The 25643-nt window shown below is 71.4% G+C and carries 19 protein-coding genes; 9 read left to right on the forward strand and 10 right to left on the reverse strand.

Features of this window, described 5'->3' with window-relative positions; translation table 11 throughout:
- Positions 1-52 precede the first annotated feature (52 nt).
- The 3 genes from OG285_RS26680 to OG285_RS26690 all read right to left on the reverse strand — a co-directional run bounded on the left by OG285_RS26680 (position 53) and on the right by OG285_RS26690 (position 3766).
- The gene (locus OG285_RS26680) at positions 53-1006 is read right to left on the reverse strand and encodes a phosphatase PAP2 family protein (protein ID WP_356825180.1); all 954 of its coding nucleotides are present in this window, start codon (positions 1004-1006) and stop codon (positions 53-55) included.
- A 68-nt stretch (positions 1007-1074) separates the two neighbouring features.
- Positions 1075-2136 (reverse strand): LacI family DNA-binding transcriptional regulator, encoded by a 1062-nt coding sequence (locus OG285_RS26685; RefSeq protein ID WP_371792448.1) that lies wholly within the window; start codon positions 2134-2136, stop codon positions 1075-1077.
- A 25-nt stretch (positions 2137-2161) separates the two neighbouring features.
- The gene (locus OG285_RS26690) at positions 2162-3766 is read right to left on the reverse strand and encodes a glycoside hydrolase family 13 protein (RefSeq protein ID WP_356825176.1); all 1605 of its coding nucleotides are present in this window, start codon (positions 3764-3766) and stop codon (positions 2162-2164) included.
- A gap of 292 nt (positions 3767-4058) precedes the next feature.
- Between OG285_RS26690 and OG285_RS26695 the strand changes: the two genes are divergently transcribed.
- The 7 genes from OG285_RS26695 to OG285_RS26725 all read left to right on the forward strand — a co-directional run bounded on the left by OG285_RS26695 (position 4059) and on the right by OG285_RS26725 (position 11342).
- Complete coding sequence (locus OG285_RS26695; protein ID WP_371792449.1) at positions 4059-5330, forward strand: extracellular solute-binding protein; 1272 nt, start codon at positions 4059-4061, stop codon at positions 5328-5330.
- Between the two features lie 84 nt (positions 5331-5414).
- Positions 5415-6395, forward strand: coding sequence for a carbohydrate ABC transporter permease (locus tag OG285_RS26700; protein WP_371792450.1), 981 nt, complete (start codon positions 5415-5417; stop codon positions 6393-6395).
- A gap of 44 nt (positions 6396-6439) precedes the next feature.
- The gene (locus OG285_RS26705) at positions 6440-7384 is read left to right on the forward strand and encodes a carbohydrate ABC transporter permease (RefSeq protein ID WP_356825170.1); all 945 of its coding nucleotides are present in this window, start codon (positions 6440-6442) and stop codon (positions 7382-7384) included.
- A 55-nt stretch (positions 7385-7439) separates the two neighbouring features.
- A complete protein-coding gene (locus OG285_RS26710) occupies positions 7440-9101 on the forward strand; it encodes a glycoside hydrolase family 13 protein (protein WP_371792451.1) in 1662 nt (553 codons plus the stop codon).
- Positions 9086-10120, forward strand: a complete 1035-nt coding sequence (locus OG285_RS26715) for a LacI family DNA-binding transcriptional regulator (protein WP_371793631.1) — start codon at positions 9086-9088, stop codon at positions 10118-10120. The genes OG285_RS26710 and OG285_RS26715 overlap by 16 nt, the downstream gene beginning before the upstream one ends.
- A 139-nt stretch (positions 10121-10259) precedes the next feature.
- Entirely contained in the window at positions 10260-10607 is a 348-nt protein-coding gene (locus tag OG285_RS26720) for a 5-carboxymethyl-2-hydroxymuconate Delta-isomerase (RefSeq protein ID WP_356825164.1), read from the forward strand.
- 54 nt (positions 10608-10661) lie between these two features.
- On the forward strand, positions 10662-11342 hold the full coding sequence (locus tag OG285_RS26725; protein ID WP_356825162.1) for a DUF4230 domain-containing protein: 681 nt from the start codon (positions 10662-10664) through the stop codon (positions 11340-11342).
- Between the two features lie 70 nt (positions 11343-11412).
- On the opposite strand, the gene OG285_RS26730 is transcribed toward OG285_RS26725, so the two are convergent.
- The 7 genes from OG285_RS26730 to OG285_RS26760 form a co-directional block, all read right to left on the reverse strand.
- Positions 11413-12138, reverse strand: coding sequence for a TetR/AcrR family transcriptional regulator (locus OG285_RS26730; RefSeq protein ID WP_356825160.1), 726 nt, complete (start codon positions 12136-12138; stop codon positions 11413-11415).
- 105 nt (positions 12139-12243) lie between these two features.
- Positions 12244-13089 carry a DUF3626 domain-containing protein gene (locus OG285_RS26735; RefSeq protein ID WP_371792452.1) on the reverse strand — a complete coding sequence of 282 codons (846 nt, stop codon included), beginning with the start codon at positions 13087-13089 and terminating at the stop codon, positions 12244-12246.
- Between the two features lie 118 nt (positions 13090-13207).
- Positions 13208-16489, reverse strand: coding sequence for a GH92 family glycosyl hydrolase (locus OG285_RS26740; protein ID WP_371793632.1), 3282 nt, complete (start codon positions 16487-16489; stop codon positions 13208-13210).
- Positions 16490-16779: 290 nt separating this feature from the next.
- Positions 16780-17862 (reverse strand): 2Fe-2S iron-sulfur cluster-binding protein, encoded by a 1083-nt coding sequence (locus OG285_RS26745; RefSeq protein ID WP_371792453.1) that lies wholly within the window; start codon positions 17860-17862, stop codon positions 16780-16782.
- Position 17863: 1 nt separating this feature from the next.
- Entirely contained in the window at positions 17864-18778 is a 915-nt protein-coding gene (locus OG285_RS26750) for a metal-dependent hydrolase (RefSeq protein WP_371792454.1), read from the reverse strand.
- Between the two features lie 116 nt (positions 18779-18894).
- Entirely contained in the window at positions 18895-20835 is a 1941-nt protein-coding gene (locus tag OG285_RS26755) for a hypothetical protein (RefSeq protein WP_371792455.1), read from the reverse strand.
- 80 nt (positions 20836-20915) lie between these two features.
- Positions 20916-24014 carry an alpha-N-acetylglucosaminidase gene (locus OG285_RS26760; RefSeq protein ID WP_371792456.1) on the reverse strand — a complete coding sequence of 1033 codons (3099 nt, stop codon included), beginning with the start codon at positions 24012-24014 and terminating at the stop codon, positions 20916-20918.
- Positions 24015-24393: 379 nt separating this feature from the next.
- Between OG285_RS26760 and OG285_RS26765 the strand changes: the two genes are divergently transcribed.
- Together OG285_RS26765 and OG285_RS26770 are read left to right on the forward strand one after the other, a co-directional pair.
- Positions 24394-24474, forward strand: coding sequence for a tryptorubin family RiPP precursor (locus OG285_RS26765; protein ID WP_371793633.1), 81 nt, complete (start codon positions 24394-24396; stop codon positions 24472-24474).
- 83 nt (positions 24475-24557) lie between these two features.
- Complete coding sequence (locus OG285_RS26770; protein ID WP_371792457.1) at positions 24558-25610, forward strand: cytochrome P450; 1053 nt, start codon at positions 24558-24560, stop codon at positions 25608-25610.
- Positions 25611-25643: the final 33 nt, after the last annotated feature.

The following is a 25643-nucleotide window of genomic DNA, read 5'->3' on the forward strand; positions in this document are numbered from 1 at the left end:
GTGCGGTGTGCCGCGTGCCGTCCGCACGGGGCTCCGCCCCGGACCCCGGTCCTCAGTCGCCGGACCGGCTTGAACTTCGGGCCGGAGCGGTCGGGGGGCCTGGTGCGGGCGACGGGGCCGGGGTCGCGGGTACCGGCTTCAGCGTGCCGTGGATGCCCTGTGTGAACGTGCCGCCCGCTCTGACCTTCTCCGGGACCCGGGGCAGCTTGTGCGGCAGTGCCCCGTACCAGGCGTACGAGAGACCTGTCCCGAAGGCCAGGCAGAGCACCCCGCCCACCGCGTCCAGCCAGAAGTGGTTCGCCGTCGAGACGATCACCAGGAGCGTCAGGGCGGGGTACAGCAGGCCCAGGATCCGCACCCAGGGGGCGCGGGCCAGCGCGAAGATGATCAGGCCGCACCAGAGCGACCAGCCGATGTGCATCGACGGCATCGCCGCGTACTGGTTCGACATGTTCTTCAGGTTGCCCGAGGCCATCGAACCCCAGGTCTGGTGCACCAGCACGGTGTCGATGAAGTGGCTGTTGTTCATCAGGCGCGGCGGTGCCAGCGGGAACAGGTAGTAGCCGGCCAGCGCCACCGCGGTCGTCGCGAAGAGCGCCAGGCGGGCCGCCGCGTAGCGCCCCGGATGGAAGTGGAACAGCCAGACCAGGACGCCGATGGTCATGATGAAGTGCAGCGTCGCGTAGTAGTAGTTCATCCCGACGATCAGCCATGTCACCGAATTCACGGCGTGGTTGATGTTCTGCTCGACCGAGATACCGAGAAAGTTCTCGGCGCGCCAGATCCAGTCCGCGTTGCGCAGCGCCTCCGCCTTCTGCTCGGGCACCGCGTTGCGGATCAGGGAGTAACCCCAGTAACTCACCGCGATCAGCAGTACTTCGAACCAGATGCGGGGGCGTCGGGGTGCACGCAGACGCCCGATGACTGAGATGTGAGGTTTCTTGGCCACGACGGGTGACGCGGTGGCCTGATGGCCGTCCAGTGTCTTCACGGTCGTTTCACCCATAGGGGAAGAGTCTGCCAGAAACTCGGCTTCCCCCAGATCATCCCTCGGGAGGGACGCGCCCGCACCCGCTACGCCTTGTTGACGTCCCCGGCCCGGGATACCGGGCCGGGCGCGGATCCCGGACCGGCGGCGGTGGAACCACGGACCACCAGCTCGGTCATAAAGACGAATTCGCTGTGCGGTGCGGGGGTGCCGCCGATCTCTTCGAGCAGGGTGCGGACGGCTGCCTGCCCCATGGCGGTGACCGGCTGCCTGATGGTGGTCATCGGGGGGTCGGTGAACGCTATGAGCGGGGAGTCGTCGAAGCCGACCACCGAGATGTCGCGCGGAACGTCGAAACCCAGCTGGCGGGCGGCCCTGATGGCACCGAGTGCCATCATGTCGCTGGCGCACACCACCGCCGTGCAGCCCGACGCGATGAGCTCGGACGCCGCCGCCTGGCCGCCCTCCAGCGTGTACAGCGAGTGCTGGATCAGTTTCGCGCTCTCCGCCTCCGGCAGCCCGAACCGGGCCCGCATCTCGGCTTGGAAGCCCTCCGTCTTGCGCAGCACCGGCACGAACCGCCGCGGCCCGAGCGCGAGCCCGATCCGGGTGTGGCCGAGCGAGGCGAGGTGGGTGACGGCGAGCCGCATCGCCGCGCGGTCGTCGGGCGAGATGAAGGCCGCCTGCACCTTCGGTGAGAAGCCGTTGACCAGGACGTACGGCACGCCCTGGGCGCGTAGCTGCTCGTAGCGCCGCATGTCGGCCGTGGTGTCCGCGTGCAGTCCCGAGACGAAGATGATGCCCGCGACCCCGCGCTCCACCAGCATCTCGGTGAGTTCGTCCTCGGTGGAGCCGCCGGGCGTCTGGGTGGCCAGGACCGGTGTGTACCCCTGCCGGGTCAGGGCCTGGCCGATGACCTGCGCCAGCGCCGGGAAGATCGGGTTCTCCAGCTCGGGCGTGATCAGACCGACGAGACCGGCGCTGCGGCGGCGCAGCCGTACCGGACGTTCGTAGCCGAGTACGTCGAGTGCGGCGAGTACGGACTCGCGGGTGGCCGCCGCTACCCCCGGCTTGCCGTTGAGGACCCGGCTGACCGTCGCTTCGCTGACCCCCGCCTGGGTTGCGATGTCGGCAAGCCGTGCGGTCATGGGAAGGGACTGTACCGGGCGCGTGTCAGATTGCCCACCAGGTGCAGGAATCGCCGGGAATGCGCACCGATTCACCGGAGATGTCCGGGGCCGCCGACGAGAGCAGCGGCCTTCCCGGTACGGGCAGTTCGACTGTGCCCGGCAGGGTGTTGACGGTGCAGACGAAACCCGGCCGGGTGAAGGCGAGTACTCCTGGGGGCCCTTCGAGCCAGCTCATCGGGCCGTCGCCCAGGCCGTCCAGCCGGCGCCGCAGCGCGAGCGCGGCACGGTACAGCTCCAGTGTCGATCCCGGGTCCCCGGTCTGCGCCTCCACGGAACGCTCCCCCCAGCTCTCCGGCTGCGGCAGCCATCCCGGGCCGGGGCCGAATCCGTACGACGGGCCCTCACCCGCCCAGGGGATCGGTACCCGGCAGCCGTCCCGCAGCCCGTCCTGTCCGGCGCCGCGGAAGAACGACGGGTCCTCGCGCAGCTCGTCGGGGAGGTCGGTGACTTCGGGCAGCCCGAGCTCCTCGCCCTGGTAGAGGTAGGCGGAGCCGGGCAGCGCCAGCATCAGCAGCGCGGCGGCGCGGGCCCTGCGCAGCCCGGCCGCGCCGCCCCCGTACCGCGTCGCATGGCGTACGACATCGTGGTTGGAGAGGACCCAGGTGGTGGGCGCCCCCACCGAGGCCGTCGCCGCCAGCGACTCGTCCACCACCATGCGCATCGCCGCCGCGTCCCAGGGACACCGCAGGAACTGGAAGTTGAAGGCCTGGTGCAGCTCGTCGGGGCGCACGTACAGGGCCAGGCGCCCGGCGGACGGGGCCCATGCCTCCGCGACGCCGATGCGCTCGCCCGGGTAGGAGTCGAGCAACTTCCGCCAGGAGCGGTGGATCTCGTGCACCCCGTCCTGGTCGAAGAAGGGGAGCGTCTGGGAGCCGATCATCCGCACCTGCTCGTCGGTGCCGATGTCGGGCAGCCCCGCGGCCTTGACCATGCCGTGTGCCACATCGACCCGGAATCCGTCCACACCGCGCCCGCCGAGCTCCAGCCAGAACCGCAGGACCGACTCGAACTCCGCGCGCACCTCCGGGTTCTCCCAGTTGAGGTCGGGCTGTTCGGGGGCGAAGAGGTGGAGGTACCAGGAGCCGTCGGGCACCCGGGTCCAGGCCGGGCCGCCGAACACCGACTGCCAGTCGTTGGGCGGCAGTTCACCCTCGGCGCCCCGTCCGGGCCGGAAGTGGTAGCGCGCGCGGGCCGGTCCGCCGGCCAGTGCGTCCGCGAACCACACGTGCCGGTCCGACGTGTGGTTGGGAACCACGTCCACGATCACCCGCAGTCCCAGCCGGTGCGCGGTGCGCAGCAGCGACTCGGCGTCGGCCAGTGTCCCGAACAGCGGGTCCACGACCCGGTAGTCGGCGACGTCGTAGCCGCCGTCCGCCTGCGGCGACGCGTAGAAGGGGGTGAGCCAGACCGCGTCGGCGCCCAGCTCCGCGAGGTACGGCAGCCGCTCCTCGATGCCCCGCAGATCGCCGATGCCGTCACCGTCGCTGTCCGCGAAGGACCGCACGTACACCTGGTAGATGACGGCGTCCCGCCACCATCGGGTACCCGCCCCGGATGCGGTGGCCACGCCGGTGAGCTGCTGCGTCATGGGGTGATCCCTTTCGGAAGTCCTGCAATGTACGGGAACAACGCCGGTGCACCCCGAAAGTAACAGCCTTGCAAGGGCTTGCGAAGGCCGCCGATGCCCCGGCGCCGGGTCCCGGTGAGCCTCAATGACCCGTTTGACAAGGGTCATCACGGCAACCGTGCGGACACGTCGAGGTAACGAAGACCGCTCCTTGCAGAAAATCTCCGCAAGGTCTTTCGGTCTTCTTTCATCCTTGTTACGTTCCTCGACGACCCGGAGCCGTGATGGAACGGCACCCCTCGAAGGAGTTCACATGCGACGTGGCATAGCGGCCACCGCCCTGGTTGCGGCCCTGGCGCTCGCGGCGACGGCCTGCGGCGGCGACAGCGGCAGTGGCAAGGCGGACGGCCCCACCACCATCACCTGGTGGGACACCTCGAACGCCACCAATGAGGCCCCGACCTACCGGGCGCTGGTCAAGCAGTTCGAAGCGGCCAACAAGGGCATCAAGGTCACCTACGTCAACGTCCCCTTCGACCAGGCGCAGAACAAGTTCGACACCGCCGCCGGGGCCAAGGGCGCCCCGGACGTGCTGCGCTCCGAGGTCGGCTGGACCCCCGCCTTCGCCAAGAAGGGCTACTTCCTCCCGCTGGACGGCACCGAAGCCCTCACCGACAAGGCGCACTTCGAGCCCAACCTGCTGAAGCAGGCGCGGTTCGACGGCAAGACCTACGGTGTCCCGCTGGTCACCGACACCCTCGCCTTCGTCTACAACAAGGCGCTCTTCGCCAGGGCCGGCATCACCAAGGCCCCCGCCACCTGGGGCGAGCTGAAGAGCGACGCGGCCGCGGTCAAGTCGAAGGCGAAGGTCGACGGCTACTGGGCGAGCACCGCCGGGTACTACGCGCAGCCCTTCCTGTACGGCGAGGGCACCGACACCGTCGACCTCGCGCACAAGAAGGTCACCATCGCGGGCGCCCCGGCGGTCAAGGGCCTGCAGACCTGGAAGGGCCTCTTCAGCGGCCCCGGTCTGCACACGGCGGACACCACCGCCGACGCCTACGCCCACCAGCAGGACGCGTTCGTCAACGGCAAGGTCGCCTCGATCATCCAGGGACCCTGGGAGATCACGAACTTCTACAAGGGCTCGGCCTTCAAGGACAAGAAGAACCTGGGCATCGCCACCGTCCCGGCCGGCTCCACCGGCAGGGCGGGCGCCCCGACCGGCGGCCACAACCTCGCCGTCTACGCGGGTTCGGACAAGGCGCACCAGGCCGCGTCGCTGAAGTTCCTGAAGTTCATGACCTCGGCGAAGAGCCAGGAGCAGATCGCGCTCCGGAACTCCACGCTGCCGACCCGCTCCGACGCCTACACCGCCAAGGTCACGGCCGACCCCGGTATCGCCGGGTTCCAGAAGGTGCTCGGCGCCTCGCAGCCGCGGCCGGAGCTGCCCGAGTACAGCTCGCTCTGGGGTCCGATGGACACCGAGCTGCCCAAGGTCGCCGACGGCAAGGAATCGCTCCAGGACGGCGTCAAGGCCCTGAACGAGGCCATGGCCAAGCTGGTCCCCGACTTCACCAAGTGATCAGCGGGCCGCCGGGCCCGCGCACCGCGGACCCGGCGGCCGGTCGTCGTGCGTACCACCGAACTCCCCCGAAAAGGTGTCAAGATGACCGTTGCCGTCGCAGGCGCGGGCCCGAAGCGTCGTGGGCCGGCGCAGCGCTTCAAGCAGTCCTGGCAGAAGCACTGGTACGCCTACGCGATGGCGGCCCCGGTCGTCGTCGTCCTCGGCGTCCTGGTCGGCTACCCGCTGGTCCAGGGCCTCTACCTCACCCTGACCGACGCGAACAGCCTCAACTCGGCCCGCACCATCGGCGTCAACCACATCGCCGCCACCTACAAGTTCATCGGTCTGCACAACTACGCGGACATCCTCTGGGGGCCGACCGCCTGGGACCGCTTCTGGTCGCACTTCCTCTGGACCGTCGTCTGGACCGCCGCCTGTGTGGCCCTGCACTACTGCATCGGCCTCGGCCTGGCCCTGCTGCTCAACCAGAAGCTGCGCGGCCGGACCTTCTACCGGATGCTCCTGATCCTGCCCTGGGCGGTCCCGACGTTCGTCACCGTCTTCTCCTGGCGGATCATGCTCGGCGACTCCGGCATCGTGAACTCGGTGCTCGGCAGCCTTCATCTGCCCCAGCCCGCCTGGCTGGAGGAGCCGCACTTCCAGCAGCTCGCCGCGATCATCGTCAACACCTGGTGCGGCGTGCCCTTCATGATGGTGTCGCTGCTCGGCGGACTCCAGTCGATCTCCGCCGACCTGTACGAGGCCGCCGAGATGGACGGCGCCGGCCCCTGGCAGCGCTTCCTCAACGTCACCCTGCCCGGTCTGCGTTCGGTGAGCTCCACCGTCGTCCTGCTCGGCATCATCTGGACGTTCAACCAGTTCGCCATCATCTTCCTGCTGTTCGGCAACGGCGCACCGGACGCCCAGATCCTCGTCACCTGGGCCTACCGCCTCGGCTTCGGCCAGCAGCCCAGGGACTACGCCCAGTCCGCCGCGTACGGCGTGCTGCTGCTCTCCATCCTGATCGTCTTCACCTCCTTCTACCGGCGCTGGCTGGCCCGTAGCGAGAAGGCCAACAGCTGAGACCGGCCGGCAACCAGAAGGCACGAAGGCAGGAAGAACCCCAGATGACGACCCCGACGACCCCGTCGACACCGACTACCCCGATGACCCTCACCACCGGGACCTCACCCGCCGAGCAAACCCCGCCGGCCGCACGGCGGCCCGCCCGACCGGTCCGCCGCGACCGGCCCGGCCGCAGGGCCACCGTGCTCTCGCACACCGCGCTGAGCATCGCCAGCCTGATCGCGCTCTTCCCGATCGCGTGGCTGGCCTTCCTCTCGCTCGGCCCCGACAAGAGCGACTATCTGCACCCGGGCCGGATCTGGTCCAAGATCTCGTTCGCCAACTACTCGTTCGTCCTGGAGCACACCCGCTTCTTCACCTGGCTCGGCAACACCGCCCTGATCGCCGTCGCGACCAGCGTCATCGGGGTGTTCATGGCCGCCACCGCCGGCTACGCGGTCTCCCGGATGAGGTTCCCCGGGCACAAGAAGCTGATGTGGCTGCTGCTGGTCACCCAGATGTTCCCGGTCGCCGTCCTGATGGTGCCGATGTACGTGATCCTCGCGGACCTCGGCCTCATCGACACCTTCGGCGCCCTGATCCTCGTGTACTGCTCCACCGCCGTGCCGTACTGCGCCTGGATGCTCAAGGGGTACTTCGACACCATCCCGTACGAGATCGACGAGGCGGGGCGCGTCGACGGGCTCAGCCCCTTCGGCACCTTCTGGCGGCTCATCCTGCCGCTCGCCAGGCCCGGTCTCGCGGTGGCCGGCTTCTACACCTGCCTGACCGCCTGGGGCGAGGTCGCCTTCGCCTCGACGTTCATGCTCGACGACAGCAAGTACACCCTCGCGGTGGGCCTCTCCAGCTTCGTCAGCGAACACGACGCCCAGTGGAACTACATGGCGGCCACCGCCGTCCTCATCGCCATCCCCGTCTCCGTCATCTTCTACCTGGTGCAGAAGCACCTGGTCACAGGCTTGACGGCGGGCGGGACGAAGGGCTGAGCGCCGCACCCGCTTCCGTATGTCCCATGACGCATCTGACACATCCAGGGAAGACATGACTCAGCACTCCGCCGCCCCCGCCGACCACGCCGGCGCCCCGTCGGCCGCCGCCCGCACCGGCTGGTGGCGGGACGCGGTGATCTACCAGGTCTATCCGCGCAGCTTCGCCGACAGCAACGGCGACGGCATGGGGGACATCGAAGGTGTCCGCAGCCGGCTGCCGTACCTGCGCGACCTCGGGGTCGACGCCGTCTGGCTCTCGCCGTTCTACGCGTCCCCGCAGGCCGACGCCGGGTACGACGTCGCCGACTACCGGGCCATCGACCCCATGTTCGGCACGCTCCTGGACGCCGACGCGCTGATCCGCGACGCCCACGGCCTGGGCCTGCGGATCATCGTGGACGTGGTGCCCAACCACACGTCCGACCAGTACGAGTGGTTCAAGCGAGCCATCGGCGACGGCCCGGCCTCACCGCTGCGTGACCGCTACCACTTCCGCGAGGGGAAGGGCGAGAACGGCGAACTCCCGCCCAACGACTGGGAGTCCATCTTCGGCGGCCCCGCCTGGACCCGGGTCGCCGACGGCGCCTGGTACCTCCACCTCTTCGCCCCCGAGCAGCCGGACCTGAACTGGGAGAACCCGGCCGTCGCCGACGAGTTCCGCTCGATCCTGCGGTTCTGGCTGGACATGGGAGTCGACGGATTCCGGGTCGACGTCGCCCACGGCCTCGTCAAGGCGCCCGGCCTGCCCGACCTCGGCGGCACCGACCAGCTGCGGCTGCTCGGCAATGACGTCATGCCGTTCTTCGACCAGGACGGTGTCCACGAGATCTACCGGTCCTGGCGCACGATCCTCGACGAGTACCCGGGCGAGCGGATAGCCGTCGCCGAGGCGTGGACGCCGACCGTGCAGCGCACCGCCCACTACGTACGCCCCGACGAGCTGCACCAGGCGTTCAACTTCCAGTACCTGGCGACCCACTGGGACGCGGCCGAGCTGCGCGAGGTCATCGACGTCTCGCTGGCCGCGATGCGTCCGGTGGGCGCGCCCGCGACCTGGGTGCTCTCCAACCACGACGTCACCCGGCACACGACCCGCTTCGGCAACCCGCCCGCCGGCACGCAGATCCGCACCCCCGGCGACCGGGAGCTGGGCCTGCGGCGGGCCCGCGCGGCGACGCTGCTGATGCTGGCGCTGCCCGGCTCCGCCTACCTCTACCAGGGCGAGGAACTCGGCCTCCCGGACGTCACCGACCTGCCCGACGAGGTCAGGCAGGACCCGTCGTTCTTCCGCGCGGCCGGCCAGGACGGGTTCCGCGACGGCTGCCGGGTGCCGATCCCGTGGACCGCGGACGGCTCCTCGTACGGCTTCGGGAGCGGTGGCAGCTGGCTCCCGCAGCCCGCGGACTGGGGCGCGCTGAGCGTCGAGACGCAGACCGGCGACCCCGCCTCCACCCTGGAGCTGTACCGCGCCGCGCTCTCCGTACGGCGGGAGCTGCCGGGCCTGGGCGCCGGGGACTCCGTCGAATGGCTCCCCGGCACCCCGGGCGGAGTGCTGGCCTTCGCCCGGCCCGGCTTCCGCTGCACGGTCAACACCACCGGCCGCGCCGTACGGCTGCCCGTGCCGGGCCGGCCGGTGCTGGCCAGCGCCGAAGTCAGCGTGGAACAGGCCGAGTTCGAGCTGCCTGCGGACAGCACCGTCTGGTGGTCGGTGTGACCGCACCTCCCCGGCTCGCGCACATCGCCGCGCAGGCCGCCGTCAGCGAGGCCACCGTGAGCCGGGTGCTCAACGGTAAGCCGGGCGTCGCGGACACCACGCGCCAGCGGGTGCTCGCGGCGCTCGACGTCCTCGGCTACGAGCGGCCGGTACGGCTCCGCCAGCGCAGCGCGGGCCTGATCGGCCTGGTGACCCCCGAGCTGACCAACCCCATCTTCCCGGCCTTCGCCCAGGCGGTGGAGCAGGTGCTCGCGGGCCACGGCTACACCCCGGTCCTGTGTACGCAGATGCCGGGCGGCGCCACCGAGGACGAACTGGTCGAGCAGCTGGTGGAGCGCGGGGTGGGCGGCATCGTCTTCCTCTCCGGGCTGCACGCCGACACCTCGTCCGACCCCGCGCGGTACGCCGGTCTCACTGAGCGCGGGGTGCCGTTCGTCCTGATCAACGGCTACAACGAACGGATCAGCGCGCCCTTCGTCTCGCCCGACGACCATGCGGCGGTCCACATGGCCGTGCGCCATCTCTCGGACCTCGGGCACCGCAGGATCGGTCTGGCGGTCGGCCCGCCCCGCTATGTGCCCTCGCGCCGCAAGCGCGAGGGGTTCATCGAGGCGGTGGCGGGCCGGCTGGGCCAGTCCGCGGAGGAGGCCGGGGCCCTGGTCCAGCACACCCTGTTCAGCGTCGAGGGCGGCCGGGCCGCGGCGGGCGCGCTGTTGGACCAGGGGTGCACCGCCGTGGTCTGCGGCAGCGACATGATGGCGCTGGGTGTCGTCCGGGCGGCCCGCGAACGCGGCCTCGAAGTCCCCGACGACGTCTCGGTGGTCGGCTTCGACGACTCGCAGCTGATCGCCTTCACCAGCCCGCCGCTGACCACGGTCCGCCAGCCGGTCCAGGCGATGGCCGCGGCGGCGGTGGGCGCGCTCCTGGAGGAGATCGGCGGGAACCCGGTCCAGCGCACCGAGTTCGTCTTCCAGCCGGAACTGGTGGTACGCGGCTCCACGGCCCGCCATACCGGCTGACCAGCGGCGGGACCGCTCCCCGCCGACCGGTCGCGGCACCGGCGTGCGAGGCTGAGCGGTGGCAGCGCGCCGCTCCGCCCTGCCGACCGGAGCGGACGCCGTCCGTTCCGGACCAGAAGCCCGCCGGGAGGACACCGCCATGCCGCAGATCACCGTCGACTACTCCGAGTCCCTGGAGGACGCCTTCGACCGCAGGGGCTTCGCGCTCGGCCTGCACCCGGTCGTCGTGGAGACGGTCTCCGCCGGGCTGCCCGCCTGCAAGACGCGCTTCGTCAGGACGGCCGGGTTCGTCGCGGGCGACGGCGCGGGCGACGACGCCGTGGTGCACGTGGAGATCGCGCTGCTGGCCGGCCGTACCGACGAGGCGAAGGCGCGGCTGAGCGAGGCGGTGCTCGACGTCGTCCGGCAGCATCTGAAGCCCGCCGGGAGCACGGTGCACCTCTCCGCCGAGATCCGCGATCTGGACGCCTCCTACCGCAAGGGCTGAGCAACGGCCGTGCCACGCCCGAGTGTTCATGGCATACGGGGGCATCCGGACCCCATGACGCTGACCGAAGCAGAGGTGAAGCAGGAGCGCCGGAACCCCCGTCGCTCCTGGTGGATCAAAGCGCCGGTGGGCCTGGTCCTGGTACTGGCGCTGCTGCTGCTCGGCAGCAGGCTCGACCTGCTGCCGGGCCTCGGTGACGTGTTCGGCGAGAAGACCCAGGACCGGTCGGGCCCCGCACTCCTCAAGTCGATCCAGGACATGAGCCGGTACGAGGCCGCCTCGGGGAACTTCCAGGTCGTCGTCGACCTGGAGAAGGACACCAAGTTCCTGCCGGACGCGATCCGCGGCTCCCGGATGCTGTACGTCGGAGCGGGCACGGTCGGCTCCTACGTCGACCTCGGCAGGACCGGCAAGGGCGGCGTGACCGTGAACAAGGACCGCACCGCTGCCACCCTGCGGCTGCCGCACGCGGTGCTCGCCAAGCCCGCCATCGACCCGGACCGCTCGTACGCCGTCTCGAAGCAGCGCGGACTGCTGGACCGGCTCGGCGATTTCTTCTCGGACAACCCCAACAACGAGCACGCGGTGCAGAAGCTCGCGGCGCAGCACATCGGTGAGGCGGCCAAGGACAGCGGGCTGGTGGCACGCGCGGAGAAGAACACCACCGCGATGCTCCAGGGGCTGCTGCACTCGCTGGGGTTCAAGCAGGTCACGGTGGTCTACGGAACCTCCTGAGGCGGCGCCCGCAGCCGGTGCCTTCAGCCAGCCCCCCAGCCCGTCGGCCCCCACCCCCCCCGGGCGACCGTCAGCCGGTCCGCTGGGCGGGGAGTTCCGTCGCGGGCAGCGGCGCGAGCGAGAGCAGCCTGCCGACCAGGTCCCCGAACGGCCCGTCGGCGGGCTCCTCGGCCAGTATCCGCCGCACGACCGCCGCCATCTCCGTGTCGTAGGCGGCGCTCACCGCGGCCAGCGCGGCGAAGTCGTGCACCAGCTGCAGCTCCAGCTCGGCCCGCGGAATGCTCCGCCCGTCGAGCCAGATGAGGGCGGTCGACTCGGCGAGCGACACCCACGACCTGACGACCAACTGGAGCCTGACGGGCGGCTCCTGGACGTCCAGGTGGGACAGGATCTGGAGATACGCGGCGGTGCGGACCTCGTCGATCATCGCGTTGGTGGTGGTGGAACCCACGGCCGGGCCGCCGCGCATCAGCGCCGAGAAGCCGGGTCCGTGTTCCTCGACGAAGCCGAAGAACCGCTCCATCACCCGCAGCAGCCGCGCCCCCAGCGGCCCTTCGTGCGGCTCGACGAACCGCTCGGCGAGCTCGTCGGCAGCGCGGCGCAGCGCCGCCTCGTACAGACTCTGCTTGCCGGGGAAGTAGTGGTAGACGAGCGGCCGCGAAATGCCGGCGGCCGCGGCTATCTCGTCGATGGAGACGTCGTCGGGGGAGCGGTGGCTGAACAGTTCGAGGGCGACGCTGATCAGCTGCTGCCTGCGCTCTTCGACGCCCATCCTGCGGCGTACCCCGGTCGTCATGGCAACAGCGTACCGACTGCGTCGCCGCCGGGCGTTGGCCGTACCGGGGTCGGCTGCGTCACACAGCGATCCGGTACGGTGTCCCGCCTGCGGGTACCCGGGTGGTCACGGCCCGAAGTCCCACCCGAACCGGGCGAGGCAGTGCCACACTCGCTTGAGCGCCTGGGGATCGTGGCCGCCCGTGCGTACGGCCTCGCCGATGATCCGGGGTGTGAGCAGCCCGTCCCGTGCGATCTCGGCTCCCAGCGCGACATGTTCGGGGCCGCGGTACTCCGGGTGCCGCCGCAGTTCGTCGACCGGCAGCCGGAAGCCCGGGTGCCACTCGACGGCGAACGGCAGCCGCGCGGCTGCCTCCTCCACCGCCGTGCCACGGAAGCTGGGGTCGAGGACCAGCGCCTCGACGTCCCGGCCCAGCACGAGGGGCCCGTGCACATGCGCCTCGACGCAGTCGTCGAGCGGGTCCGCCCCCTCGGCCTCGGCCCGCCCGACCAGGTCGAGCGCACCGGCGACGCCGAAGTGAGCGGGTTCCAGAGCGCTGTCCGGATAGCAGAAGGTGATACGTGGCAGTGCCCGGGGTACCAGCCGCAGATGCGCGGAGCCGAATCGTGGAGCACCGCCGATGAGGTGGCGCCGGTAGTTCAGTGCTCCGTACACGGGCCGCTGCCGGGGATGCGCGTCGTCGTAGACTCCCCCGAAGATCCGGCTCTCCCACCGCCACCTGTCACCACCGGGATGGGCGGTGAGGCCCCCGTTGCTCGTGCCGGTGACGAACTGCGAGTAGTAGACGCCGTCACTGGCGAGCGCCCGGAGGAGGGGGCCGCCTCCCACAGGGCGGTCGGGGTGGAAGTTGAGCGTCACGCGCAGGGCGGGGTCGACAGGCGGTCCGGCGGAGAGGGACGCCACATGGCGGATGGCTCGCTCGTGCGGCAACCGTTGGAGGTCGGCGTTCATCGGAGCAGTCTGCCGGAAACCGGTCGCCGCGGTCCCGCCCGGCGGAGTGGGGACGGCGAACGGGCCGCCGCGGCACGGAATCCGTGCCCCGGCGGCCCGCCCGGCAGGCTGATCCGGATCAGCCGGTGGCCACCGCGAAGACGTGCAGTACGCCGCCGTCCGTGGTGGAGGGCAGCGTCACGCTCGCCAGCTGCTTGCCGGCCTGGAGCGTGATCGGCGCGGTCGCGAAGACCTCCGTGCCGACCGGGTCCGTGCCGCCGCCCTGGACATCGCGGTACGCGGTGTGGACCGCGACCGTGTTGCCGAACGACGGCTTGTCCGCTCCGCCGCCCAGCGTCCAGTCGCTGAAGCCGATGTCCGCCTTCTGCGTGGTGCCGTCGGTGTACGTCAGCGTCGCCGTGCCGCTGGCCGAACCCTCCGCCGCGCTGCCCAGCAGGCCGAGCTTCGTGGCACCCCGCGCCGCCGGGACGTTCAGCACCTGCGGGGTGTCCCCGGCCACCTCGATGTTGTCGGGGTCACCGGCGGTCACCTTCGGCCAGGTGAAGTCGAAGCCGCCGGACGAGACCGTGCCGCCCGGCGCCGCGCCCGCGGCGGCCAGCGCCTTGCCCGAGTAACTCCATCCCTCGCCGTCGAAATTGGCCTGCGGGTTGTCGTCGTCGGTGGAGATGGCCGTGCTGTTCCGGTTCCAGAGCATGCTGTTCTTCGCCGCGACGGTCACGGCGACCGACGTCTTCGGAAGCTCCGTGCCGGTGGACGACTTCAGCGTGACCGGGACCGTGTAGCGGCCCTCCGCCGTACCGGAGGCGGCCGACACGGAGAGCTTCGCGCTCACCGCACCGCCCGCCGGGACCGTGAAGTCGCCCTGCGCGGGCTCCACCGTGACACCGGCCGGCGGCGTCGCCGTCCAGTGCACCGTGGTCGGCTTCTTCTCCAGCGTCTGCACCTTGACCGTGGTGTCCGCACCGGCCGAGCCGGGCTCGATCTTCAGCTGCTCGGGGGTGGCGCCGGTGAAGTACTTCACGCCGCCGCCCGGGAAGGACGGCGGGGCGTCGGCCGCCGCGCTGCCCCACGAGGTGTCCGCCTTGGCGCCCAGGGTGTAGTCGAGGGTGCCGCCGCGGGTGACCAGTGAGGCGGGGACCCAGGGCTTGCCGGATGTCCGGCCGTTGACCTTCAGGCCCTGGATGTAGGTGTTGTCCGCCGACGCGGCGGGAGCGTTGACCGTGATGGTCCGCCCGCGCCCGGTGTGCACCACCGCGTGCGGGAACAGGGGGGCCGACAGTGTCATGTCGGCGCGGCTGGGGTTCTGCGGGTACATGCCGAGCGCCGAGAAGACGTACCAGGACGACATGGTCCCGGCGTCGTCGTTGCCGGGAATGCCGCCCGGGGCGTCGGTCCACAGCTGGTCCATCTCCGCGCGGACGGTCTCCTGCGTCTTGTACGGGGCGCCCAGGTAGTCGTACAGATAGGGCGTGTTGATGTCCGGCTCGTTGGTCGCGTCGTAGCGTGTGTCGTCCTTCGCCGAGAAGTCGAACTTGCCGTCCGGCGTGCGGAAGAAGGCGTCGAGCCGCTTCACCGCGGTGTCGTCGCCGCCCATCGCGGAGGCGAGGCCCGCCACGTCCGAGTACACCATCCAGGTGTAGCGGGCGCTGGTGCCCTCGACGAAGCCACTGCCGGTGCCGGGCGTGAAGGTGCCCGCCCAGGTGCCGTCCGCCTTGCGGTCGCGGATGTAGCCGCCCTGCGGGGTGGCGTTGGCGTCGAAGACGTTCGTCCAGTTCCCCGAGCGGTCCAGGAACTTCTTCGCGTCGGCGCTCTTCCCGGCCTGCCGGGACAGCTCGGAAAGACCGTAGTCGGCCGCCGCGTCCTCCAGCGTCTCGGCCGCGCCGCCCCAGCAGTGGCAGTTGTCGGACGGTACGTAACCGAGGTCCAGGTACTTGTCGAGCGCGGGGCGCTGGCCCACGCACTCGACGTTGCAGCCCGCGCTGTCCGAGTCGTTCGCCGTCGGTACGGTCGCCGCCTTGACCAGCGACTTCAGCGCGCCCTTGACGTCGAAGTCATGACCGCCGAACGCGTAGATCCCGGCGAGCGCGGCGTCGGACGGGTCGCCCGACATGACGCTCGTCTTGCCGTTCTCAAGCAGCCAGCGGTCCCACTCGCCGCCGCGCTGACCCGCGTAGTTGTAGAGCGACTGCGCGTAGTCGCTGCCCGCCCGGGGGTTGAGCAGCGTCATCAGCTGCACCTGGGCGCGGTACTGGTCCCAGCCGGAGAAGGTGCCGTACTGAGCCTTCTGCCCCTTGGCCAGCCGGTGCGTCCTGCGGTCGGCGCCCAGATAGCGGCCGTCGGTGTCGCTGGTGAGCGTGGGCTCCAGCATGGAGTGGTAGAGCGCGGTGTAGAAGGTCGAGCGCTGGGCGTCGGTGCCGCCGCCCACCTCGACGGACTTCAGCACCTTGTTCCAGGCCCTGGCCGCCTGCGACTTCACGGAGCCGAAGCTCTTGCGGGGCGCGTTCTCGGCACGGAGGTTGGCCTCGGCGTTCCGCGGGCTGACGTAGGAGACGGCGACCTTGGCCTGCGCCTTCGTGGTCCCGTCGGCGAAGGTGATGTACGCGCCCGAGCCCTTGCCCTCCACGGCGTTGCCGGACGAGCTGTAGCCCGTACCGCCGGATGCCGAGGTGGAGCCGGGGCTGACCGTGCTGTCCTTCCAGGTGCCGACCTTGGCGAAGGCCTTGTCGAAGTGCGCGGTGAAGTACAGCGTGTACAGGTCGTGCCGGTTGTTCGCGCTCTGCGGGCCGCAGAAGTTGCCCGCGGTGACGGAGCCCGTCACGGTCCGGGCCTTCTTGTCGATCTTCACGGTGGCGTCCGTGCTGCCGCTCTCCGAGTTCGAGGTGCGGAACAGCATGCTGGCGGGCTTGCCCTTGGGGAAGCCGAACTGCCCGGAGCCGGTCCGTGCCGTCGTGGTGAGCGCGGCGGACGCGCCGCTGTCCAGACCCACCTTGTAATAGCCGGGCGAGGCACTCTCGTTGGCGTGCGAGAAGGTGCTGGCGTACTTGGCGTCGGTGGTGTCCGCGCTGGGCGACGAGTCGACGTCACCCGTGTACGGCATGATCGGGATGTCGCCGTTCGCACCCGAGCAGCCCACCCCGTTGAGGTGGGTCAGGCTGAATCCGCGGATCTTCGTGGCGTCGTACTGATAGCCGCCGGGCGCGGGCGTGGAGACCTGCTTGCCCTTGGAGTTCTGCGGGCTCCAGGCCAGCATCCCGAAGGGCTGCACCGCGCCCGGGTAGGTGTTGCCCGCGTTGGCGGAACCGATCAGCGGGTGGACGTACGCCACCGGATCCTTCACGGTGCCGTGCGGGGATGCGGCCGAGGAGGGGGCGGCGGTGGCCGCCATCCCCAGGGCGGCCATGGTGGTCACCACGACGGAGCTGAGCGCTCTCGTCCCGGTGCGCGTCCGACGGTTGTGCGTGTCTGACACCCGTTCCTGCCCTTCGTGTGTGACGGACGGCCAACGTGCCGGAAACGGGAGCGCCGTTGACCACTCCGGGGCGACGCGCCGTCAGACAACGTTGTCAACGACGTGAGGATGCTCCTCCTGCCGGTCCGGGGTGTCAAGGCTCCGCGGACCGCGCGGGCCCGGCCCGATCCGGACGGAAAGCCCGGGAATGCCCTGGAGAGGCCTGGAAACCCTGGAGATCCCTAGAGGTCGAGGACCAGCCGCCCGCCCCGCGCCCGCGACACGCAGATCAGCATCGAGTCGCCCCGCTCTGCGTCCGTCAGCAGCTCGTCCCGGTGGTCTATCTCGCCTTCGACGACGCGCTGTTGGCAGGTCCCGCAGAATCCCTGCTCGCAGGAGTACGGCACGTTCGCCACCTCCGCGCGGACGGCGGCCAGTACCGTCGCGCCGGGCGCGACCGTCACCGTCCGCCCGGAGCGGCGCAGTTCGACGTCGAAGCTCGCCGAGTCCGCCGTACCGGTCTGCGGTGCGAATCGTTCCAGATGGAGCGCGCCGCCGTCCGGGAGCGCCGCCGACACCGCTCCGAGCAGCCCTTCCGGGCCGCAGCAGTAGTACACGGTCCCCGGCGGGTCGGCCCCGAAATCGAGCTCCGGGTGGCCCAGTTCGTCCTGCGGGACCACCGTCACACGGCCGGCGTCACCGCCACCCAGCTCCACGGCCTCCGCCAGGAACGGCATCGAGGCGCGCGTACGCCCGCAGTACACCAGCCGCCACCGCGCGCCCGCCGCTTCGGCCGCCCGGAGCATCGGCAGGACCGGGGTGATCCCGATGCCGCCCGCGACGAAGACGTACGAGGCGGCTTCGACCAGCGGGAAGCGGTTGCGGGGCCCGCGGACCTCGATCTCCGCGCCCGCGTGGAGCTGTTCGTGGACCTCGCGGGAGCCGCCCCGGCCGTCCTCGATCAGCCGGGTGGCGACCGTGTACGCCTCCCGGTCGGCCGGGTCTCCGCACAGCGAGTACTGGCGGACCAGACCGGACGGCAGCACCAGATCCAGATGGGCGCCCGGTGTCCAGGCGTCGAGCCGCTCGCCGGACGCGCTCTCCAGCCGGAGCCGCACCACGCCGTCGGCCTCCGGGGTGCGCTCGGTGATCAACAACCGCCGGCTGACCGTCCGGTGGCGGCCACGGCCGGAGACCGGGGTCTCCAGCGCGGGCAGTGGCCAGAGCGGGGACGCGGAGATGCGCCGGTGCAGGGCCCGCTTGGCCAGCAGGGCCGCGCCGGCGACCAGGACGACCGTACGGACGCGGGGCAGGGAAGGGCCCATCTCAGTGGGCTCCGTTCGCGGTGGGGTGGTCCGAGGGGGCGGAGTTCGCGGCGGGGGAGTTCGCCAGGTAGGCCACGGCCTGCGCTGTGCTGCCCTCCTGCGACGGGTGGTACGTACGGCTCAGGTAGCCGGGTACGGACCGGGCGATGGCCCCGGTCGTGGGCAGCAGCCCCTGCTTGCCGCGCCGGTGGTACGCCCGCAGGGTCGCCCGGCCGTCCACCAGCAGCGGATCGTTCTCCATGAAGAACCGGACACCGCGCTGCCAGAGGAAGACCAGCGCGGAGAAGGCGGTCGCCCAGGTGCGGACCCTGCGGCGGTACCCGCCGTCGATGTGCTGGAAGACCTCGAAGGCGACCGACCGGTGCTCGACCTCCTCGGCGCCGTGCCACCGCAGCAGATCCAGCATGGTGGGGTCGGCCCCGCGCCGGTCGAGGGCCTCCGCGTTGAGCACCCAGTTCCCGAGGAACGCCGTGTAGTGCTCGATCGCGGCGATCGTCGCGACCCGCTCCCTGAGCCACCAGCGGCTCGCCCGGCCGGGCGGCAGCGTCCGGTCGCCGAGCAGCTTCTCGAAGAGCCAGTCGACCTGGGCGGTGTACGGGGCCGGGTCGAGCCCCTGCGCCGCGAGATGGGGAAGCACGTCGTCGTGCGCCTGTGAGTGCATCGCCTCCTGGCCGATGAACCCGATGACGTCCTCGCGCAGCCGCTCGTCCCGGATCAGCGGCAGTACCTGCTTGTAGACGTGCACGAACCAGCGTTCCCCTGCCGGGAGCAGCAGATGCAGCACATTGATGGTGTGCGTGGTGAACGGGTCACCGGGCACCCAGTGCAGCGGGGTGTCCGCCCAGTCGAAGGAGACCTTGCGGGCCTTGAGTGCTATGTGCTCCGAAGCCACCGGGGCGGGCTGCGTATTAGACATGGCGTCAATGTACCGACGGGTACGCCCGAGGAACAGGCCCTTGCACGCAGCTGTTCGACCGGGCGCGGGCGCCGAGGCCGCAGCTGTCGGTCCCCGTTACCGCAGCGCTCTCCCGGTCACCGCAGTGCGCCGACGCGGGTCCCGTCCCCCAGCCGTCCGGTCAGCCGCGCCTTCGCCCCCTGCTTCGCGGGCACGGCGAGCAGCGGACCGGTCGCGCTGCCCGTCACCCCGCCCGTCGTGGCCAGCGAGGCGAACTGCGTACTGCCCGCCGCCAGCACGTACCACTGCCCGCCGCGCGACTTCCACAGCACTCCCGCGAGCACCCGCGGCTGCCGCTTCCCGCAGGCCGGTGAGTTCTCCGCGCGGGCCACCACCGTGTCGGGATCCGGCCGGGGCCCGTCGCCCGGCACCGGGGCCCGGAACTGCGCGAGCACCAGGCCCCCGGCGCCGCGCCAGGTCTCCGCGCGGGTGCAGACCCAGGCCGCCCGGCCGCCCTCCGCGGGCAGCTGCTGGGAGGCGAACTGCCAGGAGTTCACCGCGCGTACGCCGTGCGAGCGGACCGCGGGGAGCAGACAGGCGGTGTGCGCCCAGCCCGCCAGGTCCGCCGCGCCCCTCGCGTCGTGCGGACCGGTCGGCGGACCCGCGAGCAGCCGGGCCGGGGTCAGCTCACCCAGGTCGGTCAGCAGTCGGGCGCCCGAGCCGTCGCGCAGCGCGAGCGCGTTCCAGGAGGTGCAGGCGCGGGAGACACCGGGGCCCGGCACCGGGTCGGTGACGCCGTCGGCCGAGCGGGCCAGCGGCCGCGACCCGGCCGTCGGGGCGAGCAGGTCCCGCACACCGGCGCCGTGCACCCAGGGCGCCGTCAGATAGCGGACGTTGCCGTCGGTCCTGCCGACGACCACCGCGTCCGAAGCGGCCTCGTCCGCACCGTCCACCCGCGCGAAATCCAGTGCGGCGCCTCCGCCGCCGTCCTTCGCCTCGGCGTACCGCACCACCCGCAGACCGTCGTAGAACAGCACGACCACGGCGTCGTCCACCGTGCCCGCGTAGAGCAGTTGCGGCGCACCCATCGGCGGCCCGGCGGGCGTGCCCGGGGTCGCCGAGACCTGTACGGAATCGCCGGGGAGGGCCCAGACGGCGAGCGCGCGCCGCAGCAGCGCCGTGTCGCCCGTGCGGTCGCCGCGCACCGGCCACACGGAGAAGTCGGTACGGGCCGACGCGTGCCACGCGCTCCCCGCGACCCGGGTCAGCTTCGCGGGATTCAGGGCCTGTTCGGACACCGGATTGCCGGTGTGCGCGGGCGCCGCGGCCGGCCCGGAGCGCAGGCCGCCGTCCGGCAGCGCCAGCAGGGCCCCGCACACCAGAACGGCGGCCGCCGCGGCCAGCACGCCCCTGCCGCGGCGCCTGCGCCGCAGCAGGTCGGTCGGCCTGGCCTGGAGCGAGCAGGGGTCGAACGCGGCGGACGCGAGCAGCCCGTACTGCGCCGACGGCCCGTCCGCCCGGTCGAGCGCCGTCCGGGGGTCGGCCACTCCGGCGGCCTCCAGCACCCGCCGTACCCGGGTGTCGTCGAGCCCTTCGAGCCCGCGCAGCGCGTACGCCGCGCGGGCGGGTCCGGAGAGGGCGGAGAGCCGCTGGTCCAGGGCGAGTTCATCGGCGCCCCCGGACCGTGGGAAGAGCCGCAGCCCCCAGACCTGGGGCAGCAGCGGCGGCAGCTGGGAGCGGCGGGGCCAGGCGTTCCACCGCCGGGGCCGTGCGACCTCCAGCGCCGCCGCGACCACCCGGCCCCGCACATAGGCGTAGGCCGGGTCGCAGCCGTCCGCCCGGCGGGGCGACGGAAGGGACTCGGCCGCCCCGGACCGGCGTCCGCGCGGCAGCGCCCGCTGTGCGAGCGAGTGGGCGGTCAGCACCCGGCGGTTGCGGCCGAGCGAGGGCGGCAGGATCAGATACGCCAGCCGGACCAGCCGGGGGTAGTGCTCGACGAGCGCGGCCCCGGCCTGCCCGGCATCGACATCGGCAGCGGAGTCGGGCACGGAGCGGCGGGTGAGATCCTTTGACGGCACATTCAGCAGAACGAGCGAATGGTGGCATGGTCACCCGGGGCCCCGCAGCTCCGTACACCGCGGCGGGGCCCGGGCACCGCTCAGCCCAGGGACCACTCACTGAAGTCCACGGTCCCGCGCACTCCGTTCCCGCCGTTCGTCGCACTCATGAAGATCCCCGTGTCCTGGCTGCCCGCCGCGCTCGGCACGGTGACGGTGGCGACCGTGCGCCAACTGGTCCCGCCGTCCGTCGAGAAGGACCCCGTGTACGCGGTGCCCGCCCGGGAGAGGCGCAGCACCACCGGCGCCTTGACCCCGGTGACGCGCTTGTAGGTGTCCAGCGCTCCGTCGCCGTTCGTGTCGTACGAGAGGACGACGCCCTGGCCCGGTGTCACCGCCAGGTTCAGGAAGCCGGCCGAGCCCGGGGTCGCCAGGCTGTTGCGCACGGCGATCCCGCACCGGGCCCAGCTCCCGGTGTTCTCCTGCGAGTCCACCCGTACGGTCGCCGTCGTGCCGTCCGTCATCGCCCCGGCGCGGAACGCGGTGCCGAACTGGGTGGTGCCCTTCCACAGGTCCTGTCCGCCGCCGTTGATCGCCAGCCGCCCGTCCAGCTGACCGAACACGGCGTCGTTGCCGGTGTACGTACGCCACCCGGCGGCGAGCGGGGCGGCCACGTACACCGAGCTCCGCTCCCGTAGGTCCACCTGCTTCTCGCCCTGCGGCCCGAACCGGGTCACGAGGGTGTACGGCATCGGGCGCAGCGGCGTGGTCAGCGGTTCGGAGGGGGCGGTGACCTGCCAGGAGACCGAGCCCGACGCACCCGGGCCGACACTCTTCAGAGAGGTGGCGCCCTTCGGCGCCGCGGTCAGGCCGGTCAGCGTGAAATCGACCTGGCCGGTCGCGCGCAGCCCGTTGAGGTTGCGGAACCCGGCCGTGACCGTGCCGGTGCTGCCGGGGGTGAAGGCCACGGGCTGGGCGGAGACGGTGGCGGCGCCCTGGTACGGGGCGGTGGCCAGGGTGTCGTGCACCCGCTGCGCGATGCGGTACGCGTCGCCGGTCGCTGCCACGGGATACGCGTCCGTCCGGCGGGTCCAGGCCTCCTCGTCCGGGTACCAGTCGAAGGTCTTGGCGTCCCGGCCGTCGGCGAGCGCGGCCGCCAGTTCGTCCAGGAACGCCTGCCACTGCGGGAGGTGGACGTCACTGAGCAGCCCGTGCCAGTCGCGGTTCGCGTAGTTGCTGAGGTGGTCGGCGGCGGCGCGGTCGCCCCACGTCGTGATGAGGGTGCGGGCCGTCCACTCCAGCTGCACCACCTCGGCCGGGCTGGTGGCGAAACGCTTGGCCTCCTCCAGCCACGGGCCCAGCAGGAACGCCCGGTGGCAGCCGGCCAGGCTGTCGGCGAGCCGCATCAGCTTCAGCCAGAGCACGGACAGCGTCCTGAGGGCGGCCGCGTCCTTGCCGGTGTAGGCGGCGCGCAGCTGCGGCAGCAGGATCCGGCCCCGGTCGGCGAGCGCCTGCCGGGCGAGATCGACGAGGTCGTAGCGGTACGCGTCCGATCCGCGCAGCGGCGCGCCGACGTCCAGCAGCGCGGCGAAGGCGGTGTCGAAACCGGCGGTGTCGAAGGCGGACTTCACCGACGCGGTGAGGCTGGGGCGGCGGGCGAAGAGCGAGTCGACCGGGCGGCCGTCGGTGGTGGTCAGCTGGTAGGCGGTCGTGGCGAGCGCGGCGAACGCCGTCCGCGCGGCGCGGTCCTCGCCGCCGTAGCGCACCCCGGCGTAGCCGGTGAACCACGCGGCACGGTCGATCTTCTCGGTGCGCCAGGCCAGTTCACTGAAGAGCTCGAAGGCGGCCGGATCGCGCTCGGCGGCCTCGGGCATGTACGCGGTGCCGGCCAGCGCGCTGCCCGGCTTGTCGCGCCAGGCCGTGAACTTCGCCGTCCAGCGGTCGGTGTCGGCGCCGATGGTCGTACGGCCGCCGAAGTCGGGGATCGAACCGAAGGCGTACGGGACGCCGCCCCAGTCCTTCTCGCGGTCGGTGACGGTGTCGATGTCGGAGAGTCCGTCGACGATCAGCACCCGGTCGGTGTCGACCGCCCGGAGCAACTCGGCGCGCGGGTTGACGCCCCAGCCGAGGATGACCCAGGTCGCGTCGGGGTGTGCGGTGTGCAGCGAGGTCTCGACGGCGCGGGCGGCGTCCGCGACCGGGACGTCGCCCGGGGTGCCGCCCTCATGGAGCAGGTCCATCTTGAAGTGGGCGGCATCGCCCAGGAGTTCGGACTGGTGCCGGTAGAAGGCCGCGGCGACCCGGTCGAACACCTCGGACCTCGGGTCGAGCCAGTCGGGGCGCCGCAGCCCGTTCCAGGTGCCCTGCGGGACGACGTCGGCGCCGGGGTTGCGGTCGGGGAACCCGTCCGGGACGGTCCCGAAGTAGCCGGGGAACACCGGGTGCATGCCCAGCTCGCGCAGCCGGTCGGCGATCCGCCGGCCCAGCGCCGCACGCCGGTCGATCAGCGCGGTGGACAGCGGGCCGCCGTACCCGCTCATGTTCTGGAGGAGCCACCACGGCTGGTGGGAGGGGGCGGGCAGCCAGGTGCGGGCCTCGGTGTCCGAGTACCCGAAGTCCTGGAGCAGCCGGTGGTAGACGGCTTCCTGACCGGTCGTGATGAGGACTTCGTTGCAGCCGTGCAGGGCCAGGACGTCGATCGTCCGCTCCCAGTGCGGCCAGTCCGCGTACGGCGCGGTGTAGCCGTCGTGGGTGTCGTTGAGCGCGAAGCGGTGCGGGACGGTCGCCGACTGCTGGACGGCCCTGCCGGGGGCGGGCAGCCGCCGGGGAAGGTCGAGCTGCGAGGTGTTCCACGAGATGTGCGCCCGGCAGACGTACTTGAGGTACCAGTGGACGCCGGTCAGTGCCACGGCCGGGCCGGTGGCGGCGACCTCGATCCGGCCCGCGGAGCCGGTGACCCGGAAGCGTTCCCTGCCGGTGAGGGGCGTGAGGGTGAACTGGTCGGCGTGCGAAGGCAGCAGACGCTTCAGCGCCGCGCGGGCCGGTCCGGCGTCGAGTGGCTCCGGTGCGGCGGCGGAGAGGCTCCGGAGGGGGGCGGCCGGTCCGCCGGCCGCTGCGGCCGGGGTCTGCGCGCCGATCACGGCCCCGGCGCCGATCACGCCCGCGGTGCTGAGCAGGGTACGTCTGGACAGCTCGTGCATCGGCACTCCTCGTGTTGCGCGTCACTGCTGCTGACGGTCCGTGCGATGACAGATGCGTGCGATGCGCACGGTAATGACGCGGAGGATGCGGAGCAATGGGGCGCACAGGTATGTCTGCGCAAAAGGGGCCCGGTTCCACCTTTCGGCCCGCCCGACTCCAGGATTGGCGGCCTGCGGATCTGGGTATCACGGCGGTCCTAAACGGGCTGATTTCGTTCTGTCAGCCGTTGTTCGGGGTACGTGGCCGATGAAACATGTAAAGTGGCCGACCGGTGCGTGATCTGCATTACATTGACGTACCTTTTCTGCTGGGTTTCACTTCTGCCGCCGGGTCTTTATGTCCGGCTCGGTCAGTTCGCCGTCAATCGGAGGTGCTGTCATGAAGCTCATTCATTCCATCAAGAACAAGATCAGGCCCGAGAAGAGCCTGAAGTCGTACGCCTGGTACATCTGGTACTGACCTGCGAATTGTTCACCCCGTTCCCGGTGGGACCGTTCAGCGGTCCCGCCGGGCGCCGGGCCTCTTGCTCTGGGAGATCTCCGATGAACATTTCCGGTACGGACAGGGGTGCCCGGACCACGGTCTTCACACCGAGAATCGACGATCTGCTGCGCACGCACCGCGGCGCGGACGCATTTCGTCTGGATCCCGGAACCGTGGGCGTCGCAGGGCCCGAACTGATCGACGAAATACTGCGCAGCAGACCGGCCAATGAATTCGAACGGCCCACATTCAAGCCGCTCAAAGGACGGTCCATCACGCGTCCGGAATCGTCCGCGCTCATGCGTGCTGTTTCCCAGGATGTCAAAGTCGCACTGAAAAAGACGGATCCGGAAAAGGTCGATCTCTCCGGAGAATGGCCGCAGGTCGGCCATGCTTATCTGCGGGATCTCGTTTTCGGTTCCGATCCCCGCCGGTACCGCGTCCTCATGGACCGCAGGCTTGAGTGGACGACCGCGATGACCTGGACCGTCATCGGAACGGGCGCCGCGCTGCCCGGCAGTCCGGGCCCCGGTGCGCCGGTCTCCCGTCTGGCCGCGCTCACCGCGGAAGCCGGGACCTACGCGGAGCGGCGCCACGCCATGGGCATGTACCGGCGTGCGGCGGCGCCCGTCTGCTTCACGGTGTCCACGCTCGTCGCCAACGCCCTCTGGCTCGGCTCGCCCTTCGGCGACGACGTGTCCAACCGGGACATCCTGCTGGAGACCCTCCGGCTGCTGCCGCCGTCCTGGAACCTGCTGCGGGTGGCGTCCCCGGAGTTCGCCGCGCTGGACGAGCGGATCGGCGAGCGCGACGACGTGCTGATGCTGCCCCTGCTGACCCACCGCTCTCCCGCGATCTGGGAGGACCCCGACACGTTCCGCCCGGACCGGTGGGCCGGGGCCGACCCCGACGACCACCCGGGATATCTCCCCTTCGGCCACGCCAACGAGCGCTGCTGGGGACGGCACATGGTCATGCCCCTGGCCGAGCGCCTGCTCGATCTGCTGCGGGCCGGCGACTTCGCGGTGGACCCGGACCAGACGTCGGCCCGGGTCCCGCTGGCCGGGCTGCTGGGAGTCACCGGAGTACGGGTCGCCCGGCGGCAGCGGTAGGGATCGGCGGCGGCCCGGTCGAGACAGGCGGCC

Origin of the sequence: Streptomyces sp. NBC_01471, assembly GCF_041438865.1 — a bacterium.
Classification (GTDB): Bacteria; Actinomycetota; Actinomycetes; order Streptomycetales; family Streptomycetaceae; genus Streptomyces.